The organism is Brevibacterium sp. CFH 10365 (genome assembly GCF_009299785.1).
Lineage (GTDB): Bacteria > Actinomycetota > Actinomycetes > Actinomycetales > Brevibacteriaceae > Brevibacterium > Brevibacterium limosum.
Window position 1 is genome coordinate 277,543 of the sequence record NZ_VIGO01000002.1, and the last position, 19,564, is coordinate 297,106.

Here is a 19,564-nt window from a genome sequence, read left to right on the forward strand (position 1 = left end):
TTCGCTCATATATTAGGACCATGACAACTGCACGCACCTCCTCCGACTCACCCGCCATCGGAAATTCGTCCACGGTCTCCGATCTCATCCGCCGCAGTGCCGGTCGCTTCCCCACCGACACGGCCCTCGAGTTCGCCGACCGGATCTGGACCTATGCACAACTCGACGCTGCCGTGACTGCGGTGGCCCGCGAACTCGACCGTCTCGGCGTCGCGAAGGGTGACCGGGTCGCCGCCTATGGAAAGAACTCCGATCTCTTCGCCCTCCTCTACCTCGGCTGCGCCCGCGCCGGGTTCGTCCATGTGCCGGTGAACTATCAGCTGAAGAACGACGAGCTCGACTACATCCTCAGCAACTCCGGCGCCGAGATCGTCTTCGCCGATGCCGACCTCATGTCGGCTGTCACCTCGACTCCGACCGGAGCCGGGGCGCAGGTGATCGACTTCGCCGCTCTGGTTCCGGTCGCCACGTCCGATTCGATCGCCCCTGCCGGGACCGCAGAGTTCTCCGTCGACGACACGGATGTCGCGCAGCTGCTCTATACCTCCGGCACCACCTCGGCGCCCAAGGGAGCGGTGATGACGCATCGAGCCCTTCTGCACGAGTACCTGTCATCCCTCATGTCACTCGACTTCGCTGCGACTGACCGTGCCGTCCATGCGCTCCCCCTCTATCACTCGGCCCAGATGCACGTCTTCCTGCTGCCTCTGCTGTCGATCGGGGCGCACAACATCATCGTTCCGGCACCGGTTCCCGAGCAGCTGCTGGCCATCTTCGAAGAACGCAAGATCAATTCGTTCTTCGCCGCGCCCACCGTCTGGGTGGCCCTGGCCAACAGCCCCGATCTCGAGACCCGCAATCTCGACAGCCTCCGCAAGGCCTACTACGGTGCCTCGATCATGCCCGGGCCGATCCTCGACCGTCTGCGCACCCGGCTGCCTCAGTTGGGATTCTTCAACTGCTTCGGACAGTCCGAGCTCGGACCGCTGTGCTCGGTGCTGCGCCCCGAGGAGCATGACGATCATCCGGGCTCGGCCGGTCGTCCGGTCCTGTTCGTCGAAACCCGTGTCGTCGATTCCGCAGGCAGCGATGTCGGGCCCGGTGAAGAGGGAGAGATCCTCTATCGCTCGCCGCAGCTGTGCGAAGGCTATTGGAATCGTCCGGAGGCCACCGCAGAGGCGTTCGAGGACGGCTGGTTCCATTCCGGCGACCTGGTCAAGGTCGACGATGCCGGATTCATCGAGGTCGTCGACCGAGTCAAAGACGTGATCAACACCGGTGGTGTGCTGGTGGCCAGTCGGCAGGTGGAGGATGCGATCTTCGAGCTCCCCCAGGTCGCCGAGGTGGCCGTGGTCGGAATCGCCGACGAGAAGTGGATCGAGGCGATCTCGGCATTCGTCGTGCTCAAGGACGGCCAACCGCCGCTCTCGGCCGAGGACGTCGTCGCGCAGGTGAAGAATCGCCTGGCCGGCTTCAAGGTCCCGAAGCGGGTGGAGTTCGTGGCCGAGCTGCCGAAGAACTCGGCAGGGAAGATCCTCAAGCGCAGCCTGCGCGAGACCTGAGTCCGTCGGGTGCGCTCACCTGCTCAGGCGTTCGCGACCTGAGCGGTGCCGGCGCCTCGCCTGCGGATGATGGGATCGCGGTGGTCGGCCGCCTCGGCGCGCTGAGATTCAGAATCACGAGCCTTCGCGCATTCGCCGTCCCGGCCGAGGATCGTGAAGCCGTTGTCGCGGATCATGGCGAGGTCGTCGGCAGCGGCCTGACCTTCGGCGGTGAGGTAGTCGCCGAGGAAGATCGAATTCGCCAGGTGCAGCGCCATCGGCTGCAGGGACTTGAGATGGATCTCGCGGCCGCCGGCCAGGCGGATCTCGCGGTCGGGGCAGACGAATCGTGCCGTCGCGACGATCTTCAGGCACTGGGTGGGTGTGAGGTTCCACTGGCCTTCGAGCGGAGTGCCGTCGAACGGGACGAGGAAGTTGATCGGGATCGAGTCGGATTCGAGCTCCTTCAGGGCGAAGAGCGCCTCGACGATCTGCTCATCGCTTTCGCCGAGGCCGACGATGAGCCCGCTGCAGGGTGAGAGTCCCGCCGATTTGGCGAGTTCGACGGTGTTGGTCCGGTCGTCGTAGCTGTGGGTCCTGACGATGTTGTCGTGGAAGGATTCGGCGGTGTTGATGATGTGGTTGTAGGCATCGGCTCCTGCCGCTTTCAGCGTTTCGGCCTGACCGTTCTTGAGGATGCCCAGGCACGCGCACACCTCGACCTCCGGATTCACATCCTTGAGACGTTCGACGATGGCACCGACGCGACCGACGTCACGGCGGCTGGGTCCGCGACCGCTGGCGACGAGGCAGACGCGGGAGGCTCCCCCGTCGATCCCCCTGCCCGCCTGATCCATGGCCTCCTCGGTGCTCAGCCACGAGTATCTGAGGATCTCGGCTTTCGACCCCAGCGACTGAGAGCAGCAGGTGCAGCTCTCCGGGCACATTCCCGACTTGAGGTTGACGAGGTAGTTGAGCTTGATCGTCATCCCGAAGTGCTCCCTGCGCAGTCGTGACCCGGCGTTGACGAGGGTGAGGAGGTCCGTGTCGGGTGTGGACAGCAGCGTCAGCGCCTCGGCTTCGGTGATCGCGCCTCCGCCGAGGATGGAGTCGACAAGTCGGTCAGGGTCCACAGTCGAATGGTCCTTTGAATCTGCGGAAATGAACGTTTTAAGAGTCTGCCCAGGTCAACTATCCTGAACACTGTTCAACACAGTATCAGAGATGTGATTCTGCTCTCCTCTTCGGGCTCTGATCGCAATGTCGTCGCATGCCGAGCGGTGACCGAGTCGGCGCAGCGGTGACCTGGAGCATAGAATTCTTCCGATGGCACGGGCCCCTGCCCGGTCCCGGGTTCGGGCCCGGCACGGGGACGAACGGAACGAGGAGCACAATGGCGGATTCGGCACAGAAGGACGCTCAGGACAGAACAGGCAGCCGTCGTGGCTGGCGTCTGCACGGGGACGGGCGGACGATCGCCCCCGGTGAGAAGGTTCTGCCCGAGGAGCGCCTGAGCTGGCCGCGAACCATCAGCATCGGCGCTCAGCATGTCGTAGCGATGTTCGGAGCCACGTTCCTCGTCCCGCTGCTCACCGGATTCCCGCCGTCGACGACGCTGTTCTTCACCGCCATCGGGACGTTGCTCTTCCTACTCATCACGAAGGGCATGATGCCCTCCTATCTCGGGTCGTCGTTCGGTCTGCTCGCTCCGATCGGCGCCGTCACGGGGTTCTCGGCAACCGCCGGGGAGGAGCTCGAACCGCACGCGATGGCGCTGGCTCAGGGCGGAATCATCTCCGTGGGAGTCACCCTTGCGCTGGTCGGCCTCGTCGTCCACTTCGTCGGCGTCCGGTGGATCGAGGTGACCATGCCGCCGGTCGTCACCGGCGCCATCGTGGCACTCATCGGCCTCAACCTGGCCCCGGCCGCATGGGACTGGGTCAAGGCGGCTCCCCTGACGGCCGTGATCACGATCGTCGCCATCCTGCTGACCACGGTGCTCTTCCGCGGAATGGTCGGCAGGCTCTCGATCCTCATCGGCGTCCTCGTCGGATACGGCGCGGCATGGCTGCAGGGCGAGCTCGACTTCTCCACCGTCACAGAGGCCGACTGGGTGGGACTGCCCGCTTTCCACGCTCCGGCCTTCGATCTCGGCTACCTCGGACTCTTCCTGCCCGTCGTCCTCGTCCTCATCGTCGAGAACATCGGTCACGTGAAGTCGGTCGCCGCAATGACCGGCCGCGACCTCGACAGACTGACCGGCCGCACTCTCTTCGCCGACGGCTTCTCCACGATCCTCGCCGGGTCCGGAGGCGGTTCCGGAACGACGACCTATGCCGAGAACATCGGCGTCATGGCCGCGACCCGCATCTTCTCCACCGCCGCCTATCTGTGCGCGGCTGTCATCGCGCTCGTCCTCAGCATGCTGCCGAAATTCGGCGAGATCATCGCCACAATCCCTCCCGGCGTCCTCGGCGGCGCGGCGACCGTGCTCTACGGAATGATCGGAATGCTCGGCGTTCGGATCTGGGTGGAGAACAAGGTCGACTTCTCCAACCCGATCAATCTCAACACCGCCGCGGTCTCGCTTATCGTCGCCATCGCGAACTTCACCTGGACGCCGGGCGGACTGCAGTTCGAGGGCATCGCCCTGGGCACCGCCTCGGCGATCATCGTCTATCAGGTCATGAAGGCGATCGCCCGGTGGCGCGGTACGGATCCCGACGTCGTTGCCGAGAACTTCGCCGAGGCGGCCCGCCGCTCCGACTCCCGCGGCGGAGATGAGCCCACCGGAGTCGATGCCGTGCCCCGGGAGCCTGGCTCGCCTTCCTGAGAGCGGATCCTGGTGGCGGCATGCGCCGTCATCACCTTCTGGGCGCATCGTCATCACGTGCCGAACCAGCCATCGGGCTATGGCCCGAGTATCTGTTCGGAATGTGATGACGGTGCTGCTGTGAGGCAGAGAAGTCTGTCTGCACCGCGGCCCCGGAGACGGTCTGGACAGCCGGTTTCAGGGCCGTGACGTGCGAGGACGGAGGGCCGCAGATGCAGAAGTGCCGCAACCTCGCCTGAGCGATGCTGCGGCACTTTCCCTTGGTCGGGATAGCGGGATTCGAACCCACGACCTCCTCGTCCCGAACGAGGCGCGCTACCAAGCTGCGCTATATCCCGTGACCAGGAACTACTATAGCGATGGGAACGCGATCTGAAAAATCGGGACGGGCCGCTTTAGAAGAATGAAAGGTATGTCTCATTGGCACTGACAGCCGAAAGCATCACCACCACTGCATTGGACATCCTTTCGCGTTACGGTCTCGGCGACCTGTCCATGCGCCGACTCGCCCGTGAACTCGAGGTTCAGCCCTCGGCGCTGTACTGGCATGTCAAGGACAAGCAGTCTCTTCTCATCCTCATTTCGCGCAGCCTCAAGGCCGAAGTCGACACTCTCTGCCCCGGTGCCGCCGACCCCCTCGCAGCGGCCATGTCCCTGCGGGAGGTGCTGCTGAAATACCGGGACGGCGCCGAGATCATGCTGCTGGGCTATTCGATCGACCCGGCAGAAGTCACCCCGCAGGCGCTGACGGCCGACCGTCTGGGCGCCGAACTCTCTCAAGGCATCCTCACGCTCACGCTCGGAGCCGTCGCCGTCGAGCAGAACCGGAGACTCTTCGAGGTCGACCCCGCAGATGCGGCAGAGAATTTCGGCGCGAATGCGGCACACCTGCTCCGGTCGGCCCGGACACAGCGCTGACCGACGCTGTGATCGCCGGCATTCCCGTTTCGCGGCTCACCCTGGGGTATGACATACTGATCGAGCGCTGTCGGAGTCTTCGACGACGCAGGTGGGGCCTATAGCTCAGTTGGCTAGAGCATCTCGTTTACACCGAGAGGGTCGGGGGTTCGAGTCCCTCTGGGCCCACCGTCAGGGCATCCCTTGATCACGGGATGCCTTTTCTCTTACCTCGACTGAGGTTACGCCGATGGCGGCTGTCCGCTTCGCGTCTCCCCGCAGGACCACAGTCATCGCCCCGGTGATAGTTTCGATGAAGAGCCATCGAAACGACTGAGAGGGGCCGCTGTGGCAGTTGAACCCGTCATCGACGTCCGGACCGTTCCGAAGCCGGAGCGCCATCCGCTCATCATCAGGACATATCAGGAACTTGACGTCGGCGCCGGTCTGGTCCTCATCAACGATCACGTCCCCGAAGGTCTGCGTGTGGAGATGGTCCGAGAGTTCGCCGATGCAGTGGGATGGGAACCGCTCGAGAGCACCGAGGATGAGGTCCGAGTGCGCATCATCCGTCGTGCGTCCACCCCTGCCCCTCGCGTCGTCCTCGACGTCGCCGAGCTCAGCGACCCCGTAGAGGATTCCGGGTCCGTCTGGCAGCTGCCGAGCCGGCAGCGCGATCTCGACGCGAACGTCATCGCGCTGGCTCCCGGCGGGGAGATCCGCGAGCACACCGGTCCGCCCCTCGACGTCCTCATCCATATCCTCGCCGGCGCAGGCACCCTGGAGACCGAAACGGGAACGATCGACCTGTCCCCCGGGCAGATCGTGTGGCTGCCCCGACGCTCCCGCCGTCGCTTCCTCGCAGACGCCGAGGCGGGACTGCAGTACTTCTCCGTCCATCAACGCAAACAGGGACTGAGCATCACAGCCCGGCCCTGACCGCAGTGACGAGTCCGGCCGCCGAGGTCGCGCTCAGACCTCCTGGCCAGGGTCTGTGATCAGCTGCCGGGTTCAGGATCGTCGGGGCGGGCTGCGGCGATCGCGATGAGTCTGCGCAGCACCGCCTCGTCGATGTTCTCGAGTCGACGAACATAGACGCAGCCGGCACCCTCGGTGTACTTCCCGAGCTGCGGGAGCAGCTTCGCCCCGCGGGCAGGTCCTTGAGACCGTACAGCGAGAGCTGGGTCCTGCGTGGGGAGAATCCCGTCGCCGGCCACTCACCGTGATTGCGCGGGTTCACCGGCGACCGATAGCGGTACCGGCCGTAGCCGACGATCGAGGGACCCCACATCACGGGTTCCTCGCCGGTGACCTCGCGGAAGATCGCGTCGAGGGCGAACCCGTCCTCGCGGCGCTTCTCGGGAGCCACAGAATCGAGGTATGCGGAGACATCGGCATCGGTCGGCTGGGTCTTGTTCTCTGCCATGAGATCAGTATGTCAGCGTTGACAGTCAACCGGATAGAGCCGCGACGATCTCTTCGCCGAAGGCATCCGCGCAGCCGGTGCGCGGCTCAGTGCGCGTGAATCGAGACTGCGGGTTCAGGATTCCTCGGGAATCCAGGCAGAACCGTCCTCGACCCGATAGATGAGATTCGTGCGCGTATGCGCCACGGCAGGATACCGAGTGAGATAGTCGAGCACGAAGGACTGCACCGCCGCAGTGTCGGTGGCGACGATATGCAGCAGGTAGTCGTCGGCTCCGGCCATGTGGTACATCCGCACCACTCCCGGGAACTTCGGTGCAGCCGCGGTGAACGCATCGATCTCGGCCCGATCATGCTTGGCCAGGCGAATCGACACGAGCGCCTGCAGCCCCACACCCAGCGCGGCCGGATCGACATCGATATGGAAGCCGCGGATGACACCCAGCGTCTTCAGTCGTCTGAGACGCAGGGAGACCGTCGATTCCGAGATCCCGACGGCCGCGGCGAGGGCGGCGCCCGAGGCACGCGCGTCGACATTGAGTTCCTGAAGCAGGCGCCGATCGGTGCCATCGAGTGAGACATTCTGCGACATGAGTCACAGTCTCCCATAACTGATCGCAGACTCTCCCAGAAGTTCTCAGATCATCGCAGGTGATTTGGAAATCATTGCGCAGGTCGGGAGAAGTGTATTGAATACGGCTATGACACCTATGCACCCCGAGACCCGAATGGTCCACGGCGGGATGGACGGCCTCGCGGAGGCAGGCGTCCACGTTCCCGCGATCGACCTCTCCACCACCAACCCGGTCAATGACGTCCGCACGGGCGGAGATTCCTACGAAAGCCTCGCCGGCGGACACTCTTTGAAAGACGGAGACTCCCCTGTCTACCAGCGGCTGTGGCAGCCCGGCGTGGCGCGGTTCGAATCCGCCCTCGCCGAATTGGAGAACGCAGACGGTGCCGTCGCGTTCGCCACCGGAATGGCCGCCATGACCGCCGCACTCCTCGCCGCGGTCGAGGCCGGCACTCCCCATATCGTCGCTGTCCGGCCCCTCTACGGAGGCAGCGACCACCTTCTCGAATCCGGTCTGCTCGGCACCTCGGTGACCTGGGCGAAAGAGACCGAGATCGCCTCGACCATCAGACAAGACACAGGGCTCGTCATCATCGAGACACCGGCGAATCCCAGCCTCGACCTCGTCGACATCGAGGCCGTCGTCTCGGCAGCAGGAGACGTGCCGGTCCTCGTCGACAACACCTTCTGCACCCCCGTGCTCCAGCGCCCGATCGATCACGGGGCCGCGCTGGTCCTGCACAGCGCCACGAAGTACCTCGGCGGTCACGGCGATGCGATGGGCGGAATCATCGCGACGAACAGCGAATGGACCATGCGTCTGCGCCGCGTCCGCTCCGTCACCGGAGCCCTCCTGCACCCGATGGGCGCCTATCTCCTCCACCGCGGACTGCGGACTCTGGCTGTGCGGATGCGCGCGGCCCAGGACACCGCCGGCGGACTCGCTCGCCGGCTCCAGACGCGCCCGGAGGTCGCCCGCGTCCACTACCCCGGGCTCGCCGATTCCGACCCTCGCGGGCTGGTCGGTTCGCAGATGCACGGCGGCGGGGCGATGATCGCCCTCGAACTCGCCGGAGGGTTCGAAGCCGCCCGGACCTTCGTCGAACACTGCGACCTCATCGTCCACGCAGTCTCGCTCGGCGGTGCCGATACGCTCATCCAGCACCCGGCCTCACTCACCCACCGGCCCGTGGCGGCCACCGCGAAGCCCGGAGACGGCCTCGTCCGCCTATCGGTCGGCCTCGAACATGTCGACGACCTCGCACGTGACCTGTTCACGGCCCTGGACGCCATCCGCGAAGCAGCCTGAGATCCTTGACCTTGACGCTGCGTCAACTTCTAAGCTGTCAGGCATGGACTGGTCCATTCAGGAAATCGCACGGCTGACGGGAACGACGAGCCGAACCCTGCGTCACTATGACGCAATCGGTCTGCTGCCACCCACGACCATCGCCGCCAACGGCTACCGCTGCTACGACGAAGCGGCTCTTGTGCGCCTCCAGCGCATCTTGCTGCTCAAGGAGCTGGGTCTGCCGCTGACGACGATCGCCGAGGTGCTCGATCGGACAGACGACCCGGTCGAGGCACTGTCGCAGCATAGGGTCTCGCTCGGACGCGAGAGAGATCGACTCGACCGACAGCTCGCCGCCGTCACCGCCACCATCACACGATTGAGAGCAGGTGAGCCGCTCATGGCTGAAGAGATGTTCGATGGTTTCGACCACCGCGCACACGAAGAGGAAGTGACCAGGCGTTGGGGTGCCGACGCCTACAGACGGGGAGACGAATGGTGGTCCCGGAAGACCCCCGAGCAGAAGCAGGAATGGAAAGCCGACTTCACCGCGCTCGCCGAGGACTGGATCGCCGCCGCCGAGGCGGGGGCACGGCCCGAATCGGACCGCTGCCAGGAACTCGCCCAACGGCATATCGAATGGCTGAGGGCGGTTCCGGGCACCCCTGCCCATGATCCCGAGGGAGACCTCGCAGGCTATGTGCGCGGCCTCGGACAGATGTATGTCGACGATCCGCGATTCGGCGCGAACTTCGGCGGCAGCGCCGTGGCCGAACTGGTCAGGGACGCTCTCGACCGCCGCCTCGAGGCCCACAGCCTCTGAGACGGTCGGAGTCGGCGCTGACCGATTCAGGACAGTTCGGAGAGTGCCTGTCGGATCTTCTCGGCAGGCGCCTCCAGCTGCTCGGGCGTCTGCATGGGCGCACGGTCGGAGATGTCGAAATCATCCATCGAGTTGGTCGGCAGCACATGGATGTGCAGGTGGGGCACCTCGTAGCCGACGATGAGGAGCCCGATGCGCTCGCAGTCGAAGGCCCGCTTCTGGGCTTGGCCGATCTTCTTCGCCACTGCAGTGAGGTGGGCGAGAAGATCGGCATCAGCGTCGACCCAGTGAGAGATCTCCTCTCGCGGAACGACCATGACGTGGCCTTCCGTCATCGGAGAGACATCGAGGATAGCGACGCACTCGTCATCCTGATGGACGAAGGTGCCTGGGATCTCTCCGTTGATGATCTTCGTGAACAGCGTGGCCATTTGAGTCCTCCTCAACAATCTCCGAAGCCGCCGTCGATCGGCACTTCGGTTGCGGCTCGATTATCCGAGGCAGGACAGCGCCGCGGCGAAATCCTCGGAGAAGCCCCGAGTCTCGGTGCGGGTGACCTGCCTGCCACTCACGATCGTACCCGCAGGTGAGATGACGAAGACTCCTCGTTCGGCGACTCCGTGGATCTCGTCGAAGACACCGAACGCACGTGCGGCGCCGCCGTGAGGCCAGAAGTCCGAGGCTAGGATGACGGCGGTGCCCGCCTGCTGAGCCCACGCGGCCAAAGTGTATTTGGAATCCGTGGATACGACGATCACATCGACGGCATGGGAGCCCTGCCGCATCCGCTCCTGCCATCCGTCGAGGGCGGCGAGTTCGTCTCCGCAGATCGGAGAGAAGGCGAACGGAACGAATGCGAGCACGACAGCGGCACGCGGGGCCGCCTCGGTGAGGGTGAAGACCGATCCGAGATGATCGGGAAGGCTGAGATCCGGGGCCCGGTCACCGGGCCGCAGGATCATGAATAGTTCTTCTTGCCCACGAGCCGGAATCCGGCCCAGTCCTCGGCGGCACTGACCGTCGAGGTCACGTGCATACCGGCGGTGGGTGCCGCTTCGGAGATGTCAGCGGGGCTGATGTGTCCCGGGCGATTCGCCTTCGGACTGAGCAGCCACACGACTCCGCCCTCCTTCAGAGTGGTCTGGGCGTCGACGAGGCCGTCGATGAGATCATCGTCGTCCGACCGCCACCACATTAGGATCACGTCGTAGACATCATCCTCTTCGCCGTCGGCGATCTTGTCACCGATGATGTTCTCGATCGCCTCGCAGAGTGCCTGATCGACGTCGTCGTCATAACCGACCTCTTGCACATAGTCGCCCTTGTTCAAGCCGAGGTTGTGTCCCAGCTCGTTTGCGAGGGTCGAAGTGGAGGATGTCCTTTCAGAAGCGGAGTTGCTCATGCCTGTATTGTTCCGCCAACAGTGGTCAAGGTGCAAATATCGGCGCGTCCGCGCGCGGCAAGCGCACTCAAACGACACTCAATCAGCTCACCGGCCCGTGACCAGGCCCGCTCGACGGAGCACATTCGTCAGAGAGATCACAACTTCGCGGGAGCGCGAAGTCTGTCTGCCCGTACTAGGCTGACAGGTGTATCGGGTGGACCCTGGGCTCAGACAACCTGCGGAGGACACACCATCCGATGGACATGATCTCTACACCAAAGAAGATCGTGGAGCTGAAGAGAGGACCACATCGTGGACAATCGGAATCAGGGCGGGCCCATCCTCAACGGGCTGCCCAGCCAGGTGCCCGACATCGACCCGGAGGAGACCGCTGAATGGCTGGCCTCCCTCGATGGCCTCATCGATGAGGGCGGTCGATCTCGAGCACGCTATGTCATGCTGCGCATGCTCGAGCGCTCACGCCAGAAGCAGATCGGCGTGCCCAGCCTCACCGCCACCGACTACGTCAACACCATCGGCCCGGAGAACGAACCCTGGTTCCCCGGCGATGAAGAGGTCGAACGCCGCTACCGCCGCTGGAACCGCTGGAATGCCGCCATGCTCGTCCACCGTGCCCAGCGCCCCGGCGTCGAGGTCGGTGGGCATATCTCCACCTACGCCTCCTCGGCGACTCTCTACGAGGTAGGCCTCAACCACTTCTTCCGCGGCAAGGACCACCCCGGCGGCGGCGACCACATCTTCTACCAGGGCCATGCCTCCCCCGGCATGTACGCCCGCGCCTATCTCGAGGGCCGGATGAGCGCCGACCAGCTCGACGGCTTCCGTCAGCAGCAGTCGCACTTCATCGACGGCAAGCCGCAGGGACTGCCGTCCTATCCGCACCCGCACCAGCTGCCCGACTTCTGGGAGCACCCGACGGTGTCGATGGGTCTGGGACCGATGAACGCGATCGCGCAGGCGCAGTTCGACAAGTACCTGCACAACCGCGGCATCAAGGACACCTCGCAGCAGCAGACCTGGGCCTTCCTCGGTGACGGTGAGCTCGACGAGCCCGAGAGCCGCGGAATGCTCCACGTGGCAGCTTTCGAAGAGCTCGACAACCTCAACTTCGTCATCAACTGCAACCTGCAGCGCCTCGACGGACCGGTTCGCGGCAACGGCAAGATCATGCAGGAGCTCGAGTCGTACTTCCGGGGCGCCGGCTGGAACGTCATCAAGGTCGTCTGGGGACGTGAATGGGACGCACTCCTGGCCAAGGACCGCGACGGTGCGCTCGTCAACCTGATGAACGCCACCCCCGACGGTGACTATCAGACCTACAAGGGCGAGTCCGGTGGGTTCGTCCGCGACAACTTCTTCGGCCGCGACCCGCGGACGAAGGCAATGGTCGAGGACTACAGCGACGAGCAGATCTGGAACCTCAAGCGCGGCGGTCACGACTACCGCAAGGTCTTCGCCGCCTACAAGGCCGCGATGGCGCACACCGGTCAGCCGACAGTCATCCTCGTCAAGACCGTCAAGGGCTACTCGCTCGGACCTCACTTCGAGGCCCGCAACGCCACGCACCAGATGAAGAAGCTCACGGTCGACGACCTCAAGCTCGCCCGTGACCACTTCCAGATCCCGATCTCGGACAAGCAGCTCGAGGACAACCCGCAGCTGCCTCCGTACTACCACCCGGGAGTCGACGCCCCCGAGATCAAGTACATGCAGGAGCGCCGCTCTGAGCTCGGCGGGTACTCCCCCGAACGCCGATCCGCCCATATCGATCTCAAGATGCCCTCCGACAAGGCCTACCAGGCCGGCCGCCGCGGATCGGGCAAACAGGCGATCGCCACCACGATGGGCTTCGTGCGCGTGCTCAAGGACCTCATGCGGGAGAAGGAGTTCGGTCACCGGATCGTGCCGATCATCCCTGATGAGGCTCGCACCTTCGGCATGGACTCCTTCTTCCCGACGGCGAAGATCTACAACCCGCACGGGCAGAACTACGTCTCCGTCGACCGCGACCTGTTCCTCGCCTACAAGGAAGCCACGGACGGTCAGCTGCTCCACGTCGGCATCAACGAGGCCGGAGCGACCGCGGCACTGACCGCAGTCGGCACCTCGTATGCCACGCACGGCGAGCCGATGATCCCGTTCTACATCTTCTATTCGATGTTCGGCTTCCAGCGGACCGGCGACTTCTTCTGGGCCGCCGGCGACCAGATGGCTCGCGGATTCGTCCTCGGCGCCACCGCCGGACGCACCACCCTGGTTGCCGAAGGTCTCCAGCACGGCGACGGACACTCGCATGTGCTGGCCTCGACATACCCGTCCGTGGTCTCCTACGACCCGGCCTACAGCTATGAGATCGCACACATCGTCAAGGACGGCATCCACCGGATGTACGACCCCGCCGATGAGCGCGACCCCGATGTGCTCTACTACATCACGATGTACAACGAGCCGATGGTGCAGCCGGCCGAGCCGGAGGACCTCGACGTCGACGGCGTGCTCAAGGGTCTCTACCTGCTGAAGAAGGGGCCCGACAACGGCGGGCCGAAGGTCCAGCTCATGGCTTCCGGTGTCGGTGTGCCGTGGGTGCTGGAGGCTCAGGAACTGCTCGATCAGGACTGGGGAGTCTCGGCCGATGTGTGGTCGGTGACCTCGTGGACAGAGCTGCGCCGCGACGGAATGGATGCCGAGAACGAGCGCCTGAAGAATCCTCAGGCCGAACCGCGTGTGCCCTATGTGACCGAGAAGATGGCCGAGACCGAGGGACCGATCATCGCGACCTCGGATTACATGCGCGCAGTTCCCGACCAGATCCGTCAGTACGTGCCCAGCCACTTCACTTCGCTGGGAACCGACGGCTACGGAATCTCGGATACCCGTCCGGCGGCACGTCGCTACTACCTCGTCGATGGGCCGTCCGTGGTCACCCAGGCGCTCATCTCGCTGGCCGACACCGGAAAGATCTCGATCGACAAGGCCACCGAGGCGGCGCAGAAGTACCAGCTCGACGATGTCCGTGCCGGCAGCTCGGGTTCGACCGAGGGTGCAGGCGCCTGATCTCGCGCGCATCCTGAGCGCTGATATGGCCGGAGTCCCCAAGACTCCGGCCATATTTGTCGGTTTTTCCGATTGTTTGTATGTCGCTGACAACCGAGTTGTTCTCATTCATCTAAACTCGTGGTCATGATGTCTGATGCCGAGACCCTGCGCCGTCGCGCCGAAACCGCCCGCAGACTGCGCGCAGGAGTCGGCGTCCTGTCCTCGGTGACTCTGCAGCGACTGGAGGCGCAGCTGCCCTGGTACCGCTCGATGTCGTCATCCGACCGCTCCTGGGTGGGACTGCTCGCGCAGTCCGGCATCTCCTCGTTCGTCGACTGGTATCGCAAGCCCGATACGAATCTGCGGGTGGTCTCCGACATCTTCAAGACCGCGCCGCGCGACCTCATCCGCGCCATCAGCCTGCAGCAGACACTGCAGCTGCTCAAGATCGTCGTCGAGGTCGTCGAGGAGCGCGTCCCGGACATCGCCCGCCCGGTCGAACAACCGGCCCTGCGCGAGGCCGTGCTCATCTACTCCCGTGAGATCGCGTTCGCCGCCGCCGACGTCTATGCCCGTGCCGCCGAGGCCCGAGGCAGCTGGGATGCCCGCCTCGAAGCGATGGTCGTCGATGCTCTCGTCCGCGGAGATTCCGTGGACGAGCTGGCCAGCCGCACTGCGGCCTTCGGCTGGCAGTCCGAAGGGCCCGTGTGCGTCATCGTCGGCCGCGCCCCGCAGCGCTCGGCGAAGAAGGGCTTGGACGGCATCCGCCGCAAGGCCAGCCGGTGGGCCGATGACGCGCTCGTGGGCATCCACGACAACCGACTGCTCATCGTCCTCGGCGGAGTCACGGAACTCGACGATGCCGTCGAAGACCTCTCCGACTGCTTCGGACCCTCCGAGGTCATCGTCGGACCCGCTGTGCCGGGCCTCGCCGAGGCGGCCACCTCGGCGAAGGCGGCGATCCGGGCTCTCAAGGCGGCGACCGCCCGCCCGGATTCCCCACGCCCCGTCAAGGCCGATGACCTCCTGCCGGAACGAGCTCTGTCCGGGGACCGCATCGCCTTGAGCGAACTCATCGAGCGCTATTACGAACCGCTGACGTCGGGAACGGGACAGCTGCTCAAGACCGTGAGCGCCTATGTCGAATTCGGGTCCTCCCTCGAGGCCACGGCCAAGGCACTGTCCGTGCATCCGAACACCGTGCGCTACCGGCTGCGGAAGATCACGGACGCCATCGGACTCGATCCGACGACCTCGCGTGATGCCTTCGTCATCCACATCGCGTTGGTGTATGGGCGACTGTCCGAGGACGGCGTATTGTCGGACAGCGACAAATCTCGTTGATTTCGGCCCAGAGTCCATTAGATTGATCAACGGAACCCAACGAAAAGAGAACTGAGTGCTTGCAATCACCTGTCCGGGCCAGGGAGCCCAGAAGCCCGGCTTCCTGAGTTCGTTCCTCGAACTCGACACCTTCTCGGCACAGATCGACGAACTCTCGACCGCCTCGGGGATCGATCTGCGTCTGCACGGAACCGAATCCGATGACGAGACGATCAGGGACACCGCGGTGGCACAGCCTCTGCTCGTCGCCTCCGCCATCGCCTGCGCAGCCGAACTCGGTGCCGGCCCCGCCGTCGTCGCCGGCCACTCCGTGGGCGAGATCGCCGCCGCACAGATCGCGGGCATCTTCACCCCCGCCGACGCCATGCGCTTCGTCAAGGTCCGTGCCGACGGAATGGCCGCCGCTGCCGCCGCTACTCCGACCGGCATGTCCGCCGTGGTCGGCGGTCAGCCCGACGACGTCCTCGCCGCCATCGAGGCCGCCGGAGCCAGCCCCGCCAATGTCAACGGCGGGGGCCAGACAGTGGCTGCCGGTTCGCTGGAGTCGCTCGACGCCCTGGCCGCGAACCCCCCGGAGCGTGCCCGGGTCATCTCGCTGGCCGTAGCCGGTGCCTTCCACACCGATTTCATGGCTGCGGCCACGGAGGATCTCGCCACCACCGCCTCGGCGATGGAGGTCTCCGATCCCACCGTATCCATCCTCAGCAATTCCGACGGCACTGCTGTCGAGGCCGGTCGTGAGTACGTCGACCGACTGGTCAAGCAGGTCACGAATCCGGTGCGCTGGGACCTGTGTCAAGAGTCGCTGCTGAACGCCGGGGTCACCGGAATGATCGAACTCGTCCCCGGTGGAACCCTCACCGGCATCGCCCGACGCGCCATGAAGGGCGTCGAGGCATTCGCCATCAAATCGGCCGCCGACCTCGACGGCGTGCGTGAGTTCGCGGCAGCCCACGCCTGAGAATCGAAAGAAGACGCCATGCCTACACTCAAGACTGCCGAGCTCGGCACCTTCTCACGGATCGCCGGAATCGGTGCCTACCGTGCGGAGAACCTCGTCACCAATGACGATATCGCCGGACCGATCAACTCGTCCGACGAATGGATCCGTCAGCGCACCGGAATCATCACCCGTCGTCGGGCCAGCAAGGATGTCGGTGTCCTCGAAATGTGCGAAGAGGCCGCTCTCGAGGCGATCGCCTCCTCCGGCCTCAAGCCGGAGGACATCGGCGGAGTCATCATCTCCACCGTGACATTCCCCTACTTCACCCCTTCGGCTGCGGCCGCACTCACGGACCGCCTGGGCACCGGCCCGGTCCCGGCGTGGGACATCAGCGCCGCCTGTGCGGGCTACTGCTACGGAATCTCGCAGGCCGACGCCCTCGTCCGTGCCGGAACCATGGACAACGTCCTCGTCATCGGTGCAGAGAAGCTCTCCGACGTCATCGACCCCGAGGACCGGTCCATCTCGTTCATCCTCGGTGACGGTGCCGGTGCGGTCGTCGTGTCGTCCTCCGACGAACCGGGAATCTCGAAGACCGTGTGGGGCTCGAAGGGCGAGAACTGGTCGACCATCCGGATGACCGATTCGCTCATGGACATCCGCGACAACCGCGAGCTGCCGTTCCCGACTCTGCGCCAGGACGGTCCGACCGTCTTCCGCTGGGCCGTATGGGACGGCGCCGAGGTGGCCAAGGAAGCGCTGACCGCGTCCGGAGTCGAAGCAGAGGATCTCGCGGCGTTCATTCCGCACCAGGCGAACATGCGCATCATCGATGAGCTCGCCAAGCAGCTGAAGCTCCCCGGGTCGGTCGTCATCGCTCGTGACATCGCTGACAACGGGAACACCTCTGCGGCGTCGATCCCGCTGGCGACCGAGCGACTCCTGCGCGAGCAGCCCGAACTCAGCGGCGGTCTCGCACTGCAGATGGGCTTCGGCGCGGGCCTGGTCTACGGTGCCCAGGTCGTCCGCCTGCCCTGAGACACACCCATTCACGGAAAACTCTCCGTGAATGTCCTAAGATATTCGGCGGGACACTCGTCGAAAAGTTCCTCAAACGGTCGAAAACCCTCGACCGAGATCAGAAAGTAGGAAAGAAATGGCATTCACCGAAGCTGAAGTCCTCGCTGGGCTGGCAGAGATCGTCAATGAAGAGACCGGCCTGGCTGTCGAAGCAGTCGAAGCCGACAAGTCGTTCACCGATGACCTCGACATCGACTCCATCTCGATGATGACCATCGTCGTCAACGCTGAGAAGAAGTTCGGCGTGAAGATCCCCGATGACGACGTCAAGGACCTCGTCACCGTTCAGGACGCTGTCGACTACATCAACAAAGCTCAGGAAGCCTGACCCACAGCAGCCGAACACGGCCCGTCCACAGACGGGCCGTGTCCACACTATCGACGAGGTTTGTACCATGACATCTAAAGTTGTCGTCACCGGAATCGGTGCGGTAACCCCCCTGGGCGCGACTGTCGATGCCACTTGGGAAGCCATTCTGGCCGGTAAGTCCGGCGTCCACACCATGGACAACGATTGGTCAGAGAAGTACGGCCTCGCCGTGGACTTCGCCGCGCAGGTCGACCCACAGGTCGTGCCCGACAATCTCAAGCGGGTACAGGCCAAGCGCCTCGACCCCTCGAGCCAGTTCGCCCTCATCTCCGCTCGTGAGGCCATGGCCGACGCCGGTCTCGAGGAGACCGATCCGGAACGTACGGCCGTCTCCTGGGCCACCGGAATCGGCGGTGTCTGGACTCTGCTCGACGCCTGGGACACCCTCCAGGAGGAAGGCCCTCGACGGGTCATGCCCCTGACCGTCCCGATGCTCATGCCGAACGGTCCTGCGGCCGCGATCGGAATGGAATTCAAGGCCCGCGCCGGCGTGCAGACTCTGGTCTCCGCCTGCGCTTCGTCGACCGAGAGCCTCGGCCACGCCTTTGATGTTCTGGCTTCGGGCAAGGCTGATGTCATCATCGCCGGTGGTTCCGAAGCTGCGATCCACCCGATCACTCTGGCCGCGTTCAACTCGATGCAGGCGCTGTCGCGTCGCACCGATTCGCCCGAGGCCGCATCGCGTCCCTACGACGTCGACCGTGACGGCTTCGTCATGGGCGAAGGAGCCGGCACGCTCATCCTCGAGACCGAGGAACATGCCAACGCTCGCGGAGCGAAGATCTACGCCGAGGTGGCCAGCTGGGGCATCTCGAACGACGCCTACCACATCACCGGCGGAGAGCCCGAGGGCAAGCATGCCCTCGCCGCCATGCAGCAGGCTCTCGACGGCGGTGGGATCACCGGCACAGAAATCAAGCACGTCAACGCTCATGCGACTTCGACTCCGGTCGGAGACATCCCGGAGTCGCTGGCCATCAGCGAGCTCCTCGGGGACAATGTCTCCGACGCTCTGGTCTCGGCCACGAAGTCGATGACCGGCCACCTGCTCGGCGGTACCGGTGCGGTGGAAGCGATCCTCACGGTCAAGGCTCTGCAGACGCGCACTGCTCCCCCGACCATCAATATCGATGAGGTCGATCCGAAGGTCGAAGGAATCAACATCGTCCGCGACACTCCGCAGGAACTGCCGTCGGGTGATATCGCTGCGATCACGAACTCATTCGGCTTCGGTGGTCACAACGCCGTCGTCGCGTTCCGCTCCGTCTGAGATCGCAGCTCGACACCGAGCAGCTCTACGGCCCACTCCACGGTGGACAGCACAGGTTTCAACTTGGGCTGTTCACCTCGGAGTGGGCAGTTTCCATTGGTGCGCAGGCCGAACACCCGCACAGGTAAGCGAAATGGGCACACCCGAGGCAGGTAGGTGTACCCATTGAGCAGAGTCGAGCCGACCGAACCGTCACATGACTGTACGACCCGGAGGCGACGGAGAGCGGCTCAGCCGACCTTGGTCAGCCAGCGGACCGGTGCGCCCTCACCGGCATGGCGGAATGCGTCGAGTTCCTCATCCCACGCTTCGCCGAGGGCGATCGCCATCTCCGAGGAGAACTTCGCGGGATCGCCTGCAGCGCGTTCCATGACTGTGCGGATGCGGTCTTCGGGAACGAGGATGTTGCCGGCGGTATCGGTCACGGCGTGGTAGATGCCCAGATCGGGTGTGTGGCTCCACCGTCCGCCGTCGACTCCTGCCGAGGGCTCCTCGGTGACTTCGTAGCGGAGAGAATCCCAGCCGCGCAGCGCCGATGCGATACGGGCTCCGGAGCCTGCTGGCGCGCGCCAGCAGACTTCTGCGCGCACGAGACCTGGAGCTGCCGGCTGGGGTGTCCAGTCGAAGCGTGCTTGTGCACCGATGGCCCCGCCCGCTGCCCACTCGATGTGAGGGCACAGCGCACGAGGTGCTGAGTGGACGAAGAGTACGCCCTGTGTCATATCCATTTCT

At 64.6% G+C, this 19,564-nt stretch carries 19 protein-coding genes and 2 tRNA genes; 13 read left to right on the plus strand and 8 right to left on the minus strand.

The genetic code is table 11. The annotated features are described in order from the left end of the window. The first annotated feature begins 20 nt into the window (after positions 1 to 20). Complete coding sequence (locus FHG09_RS04520) at positions 21 to 1,562, plus strand: fatty acyl-CoA synthetase (protein WP_152346507.1); 1,542 nt, start codon at positions 21 to 23, stop codon at positions 1,560 to 1,562. Positions 1,563 to 1,585: 23 nt separating this feature from the next. On the opposite strand, the gene bioB is transcribed toward FHG09_RS04520, so the two are convergent. Continuing rightward, positions 1,586 to 2,674 (minus strand): biotin synthase BioB, encoded by a 1,089-nt coding sequence (gene bioB, locus FHG09_RS04525; RefSeq protein ID WP_152346508.1) that lies wholly within the window; start codon positions 2,672 to 2,674, stop codon positions 1,586 to 1,588. 260 nt (positions 2,675 to 2,934) lie between these two features. Between bioB and FHG09_RS04530 the strand changes: the two genes are divergently transcribed. Further along, a complete protein-coding gene (locus tag FHG09_RS04530; protein ID WP_152346509.1) occupies positions 2,935 to 4,374 on the plus strand; it encodes a uracil-xanthine permease family protein in 1,440 nt (479 codons plus the stop codon). A gap of 261 nt (positions 4,375 to 4,635) precedes the next feature. Here the strand turns inward: FHG09_RS04530 and FHG09_RS04535 are convergent. Next, a tRNA-Pro gene (locus FHG09_RS04535) sits at positions 4,636 to 4,712 on the minus strand. Between the two features lie 82 nt (positions 4,713 to 4,794). Here FHG09_RS04535 and FHG09_RS04540 point away from each other — a divergent pair. From FHG09_RS04540 to FHG09_RS04550, 3 genes are all read left to right on the plus strand, one after another. Beyond that, positions 4,795 to 5,292 carry a TetR family transcriptional regulator gene (locus FHG09_RS04540; protein ID WP_152346510.1) on the plus strand — a complete coding sequence of 166 codons (498 nt, stop codon included), beginning with the start codon at positions 4,795 to 4,797 and terminating at the stop codon, positions 5,290 to 5,292. 94 nt (positions 5,293 to 5,386) lie between these two features. Next, positions 5,387 to 5,460: transfer RNA gene (locus FHG09_RS04545), tRNA-Val, on the plus strand. 159 nt (positions 5,461 to 5,619) lie between these two features. Further along, complete coding sequence (locus FHG09_RS04550) at positions 5,620 to 6,210, plus strand: DUF2249 domain-containing protein (protein ID WP_152346511.1); 591 nt, start codon at positions 5,620 to 5,622, stop codon at positions 6,208 to 6,210. Here the strand turns inward: FHG09_RS04550 and FHG09_RS04555 are convergent. Both FHG09_RS04555 and FHG09_RS04560 read right to left on the minus strand, forming a co-directional pair. Further along, complete coding sequence (locus FHG09_RS04555; RefSeq protein WP_319803243.1) at positions 6,194 to 6,697, minus strand: hypothetical protein; 504 nt, start codon at positions 6,695 to 6,697, stop codon at positions 6,194 to 6,196. The two genes, FHG09_RS04550 and FHG09_RS04555, sit on opposite strands and share 17 nt — an antisense overlap. A gap of 114 nt (positions 6,698 to 6,811) precedes the next feature. Further along, positions 6,812 to 7,288 carry an Lrp/AsnC family transcriptional regulator gene (locus FHG09_RS04560; protein ID WP_152346512.1) on the minus strand — a complete coding sequence of 159 codons (477 nt, stop codon included), beginning with the start codon at positions 7,286 to 7,288 and terminating at the stop codon, positions 6,812 to 6,814. A gap of 109 nt (positions 7,289 to 7,397) precedes the next feature. Here FHG09_RS04560 and FHG09_RS04565 point away from each other — a divergent pair, with 109 nt between their 5' ends. Next, positions 7,398 to 8,579 (plus strand): trans-sulfuration enzyme family protein, encoded by a 1,182-nt coding sequence (locus FHG09_RS04565; RefSeq protein ID WP_152346513.1) that lies wholly within the window; start codon positions 7,398 to 7,400, stop codon positions 8,577 to 8,579. Positions 8,580 to 8,622: 43 nt separating this feature from the next. Further along, the gene (locus FHG09_RS04570) at positions 8,623 to 9,384 is read left to right on the plus strand and encodes a MerR family transcriptional regulator (protein WP_152346514.1); all 762 of its coding nucleotides are present in this window, start codon (positions 8,623 to 8,625) and stop codon (positions 9,382 to 9,384) included. Between the two features lie 26 nt (positions 9,385 to 9,410). Here FHG09_RS04570 and FHG09_RS04575 read toward each other — a convergent pair whose 3' ends face one another. Genes FHG09_RS04575 through FHG09_RS04585 form a run of 3 tightly spaced genes read right to left on the minus strand, consistent with a single transcriptional unit; the run spans position 9,411 to position 10,786 of the window. Further along, positions 9,411 to 9,815: an HIT family protein gene (locus FHG09_RS04575; RefSeq protein ID WP_152346515.1), complete on the minus strand. Its 405-nt coding sequence runs from the start codon at positions 9,813 to 9,815 to the stop codon at positions 9,411 to 9,413. 60 nt (positions 9,816 to 9,875) lie between these two features. After that, positions 9,876 to 10,346 (minus strand): redoxin domain-containing protein, encoded by a 471-nt coding sequence (locus tag FHG09_RS04580; protein WP_152346516.1) that lies wholly within the window; start codon positions 10,344 to 10,346, stop codon positions 9,876 to 9,878. Then, the gene (locus FHG09_RS04585) at positions 10,343 to 10,786 is read right to left on the minus strand and encodes a DUF3052 domain-containing protein (protein WP_152346517.1); all 444 of its coding nucleotides are present in this window, start codon (positions 10,784 to 10,786) and stop codon (positions 10,343 to 10,345) included. Before FHG09_RS04585 ends, FHG09_RS04580 begins: the two co-directional genes overlap by 4 nt. Before the next feature lie 294 nt (positions 10,787 to 11,080). Between FHG09_RS04585 and aceE the strand changes: the two genes are divergently transcribed. From aceE to FHG09_RS04615, 6 genes are all read left to right on the plus strand, one after another. After that, a complete protein-coding gene (gene aceE, locus FHG09_RS04590; RefSeq protein ID WP_152346518.1) occupies positions 11,081 to 13,843 on the plus strand; it encodes a pyruvate dehydrogenase (acetyl-transferring), homodimeric type in 2,763 nt (920 codons plus the stop codon). Positions 13,844 to 13,969: 126 nt separating this feature from the next. Further along, positions 13,970 to 15,169, plus strand: coding sequence for a PucR family transcriptional regulator (locus FHG09_RS04595; protein ID WP_152346519.1), 1,200 nt, complete (start codon positions 13,970 to 13,972; stop codon positions 15,167 to 15,169). 55 nt (positions 15,170 to 15,224) lie between these two features. Next, a complete protein-coding gene (locus tag FHG09_RS04600) occupies positions 15,225 to 16,130 on the plus strand; it encodes an ACP S-malonyltransferase (protein ID WP_152346520.1) in 906 nt (301 codons plus the stop codon). Between the two features lie 18 nt (positions 16,131 to 16,148). Next, the gene (locus tag FHG09_RS04605; protein ID WP_152346521.1) at positions 16,149 to 17,150 is read left to right on the plus strand and encodes a beta-ketoacyl-ACP synthase III; all 1,002 of its coding nucleotides are present in this window, start codon (positions 16,149 to 16,151) and stop codon (positions 17,148 to 17,150) included. 118 nt (positions 17,151 to 17,268) lie between these two features. After that, a complete protein-coding gene (locus FHG09_RS04610) occupies positions 17,269 to 17,520 on the plus strand; it encodes an acyl carrier protein (RefSeq protein ID WP_025776743.1) in 252 nt (83 codons plus the stop codon). 67 nt (positions 17,521 to 17,587) lie between these two features. Beyond that, positions 17,588 to 18,832 (plus strand): beta-ketoacyl-[acyl-carrier-protein] synthase family protein, encoded by a 1,245-nt coding sequence (locus tag FHG09_RS04615; RefSeq protein WP_152346522.1) that lies wholly within the window; start codon positions 17,588 to 17,590, stop codon positions 18,830 to 18,832. A gap of 230 nt (positions 18,833 to 19,062) precedes the next feature. On the opposite strand, the gene FHG09_RS04620 is transcribed toward FHG09_RS04615, so the two are convergent. After that, a complete protein-coding gene (locus FHG09_RS04620) occupies positions 19,063 to 19,554 on the minus strand; it encodes a DUF3145 domain-containing protein (protein WP_152346787.1) in 492 nt (163 codons plus the stop codon). Between the last annotated feature and the right edge of the window lie 10 nt (positions 19,555 to 19,564).

Coding starts and splice junctions, on each gene's coding strand:
- FHG09_RS04520 (WP_152346507.1), top strand. CDS start 21: ATGACAACTGCACGCACCTCCTCCGACTCACCCGCCATCGGAAATTCG.
- FHG09_RS04530 (WP_152346509.1), top strand. CDS start 2,935: ATGGCGGATTCGGCACAGAAGGACGCTCAGGACAGAACAGGCAGCCGT.
- FHG09_RS04555 (WP_319803243.1), bottom strand. CDS start 6,697: ATGGCAGAGAACAAGACCCAGCCGACCGATGCCGATGTCTCCGCATAC.
- FHG09_RS04560 (WP_152346512.1), bottom strand. CDS start 7,288: ATGTCGCAGAATGTCTCACTCGATGGCACCGATCGGCGCCTGCTTCAG.
- FHG09_RS04565 (WP_152346513.1), top strand. CDS start 7,398: ATGACACCTATGCACCCCGAGACCCGAATGGTCCACGGCGGGATGGAC.
- FHG09_RS04570 (WP_152346514.1), top strand. CDS start 8,623: ATGGACTGGTCCATTCAGGAAATCGCACGGCTGACGGGAACGACGAGC.
- FHG09_RS04575 (WP_152346515.1), bottom strand. CDS start 9,815: ATGGCCACGCTGTTCACGAAGATCATCAACGGAGAGATCCCAGGCACC.
- FHG09_RS04580 (WP_152346516.1), bottom strand. CDS start 10,346: ATGATCCTGCGGCCCGGTGACCGGGCCCCGGATCTCAGCCTTCCCGAT.
- FHG09_RS04585 (WP_152346517.1), bottom strand. CDS start 10,786: ATGAGCAACTCCGCTTCTGAAAGGACATCCTCCACTTCGACCCTCGCA.
- FHG09_RS04595 (WP_152346519.1), top strand. CDS start 13,970: ATGATGTCTGATGCCGAGACCCTGCGCCGTCGCGCCGAAACCGCCCGC.
- FHG09_RS04605 (WP_152346521.1), top strand. CDS start 16,149: ATGCCTACACTCAAGACTGCCGAGCTCGGCACCTTCTCACGGATCGCC.
- FHG09_RS04610 (WP_025776743.1), top strand. CDS start 17,269: ATGGCATTCACCGAAGCTGAAGTCCTCGCTGGGCTGGCAGAGATCGTC.
- FHG09_RS04615 (WP_152346522.1), top strand. CDS start 17,588: ATGACATCTAAAGTTGTCGTCACCGGAATCGGTGCGGTAACCCCCCTG.
- FHG09_RS04620 (WP_152346787.1), bottom strand. CDS start 19,554: ATGACACAGGGCGTACTCTTCGTCCACTCAGCACCTCGTGCGCTGTGC.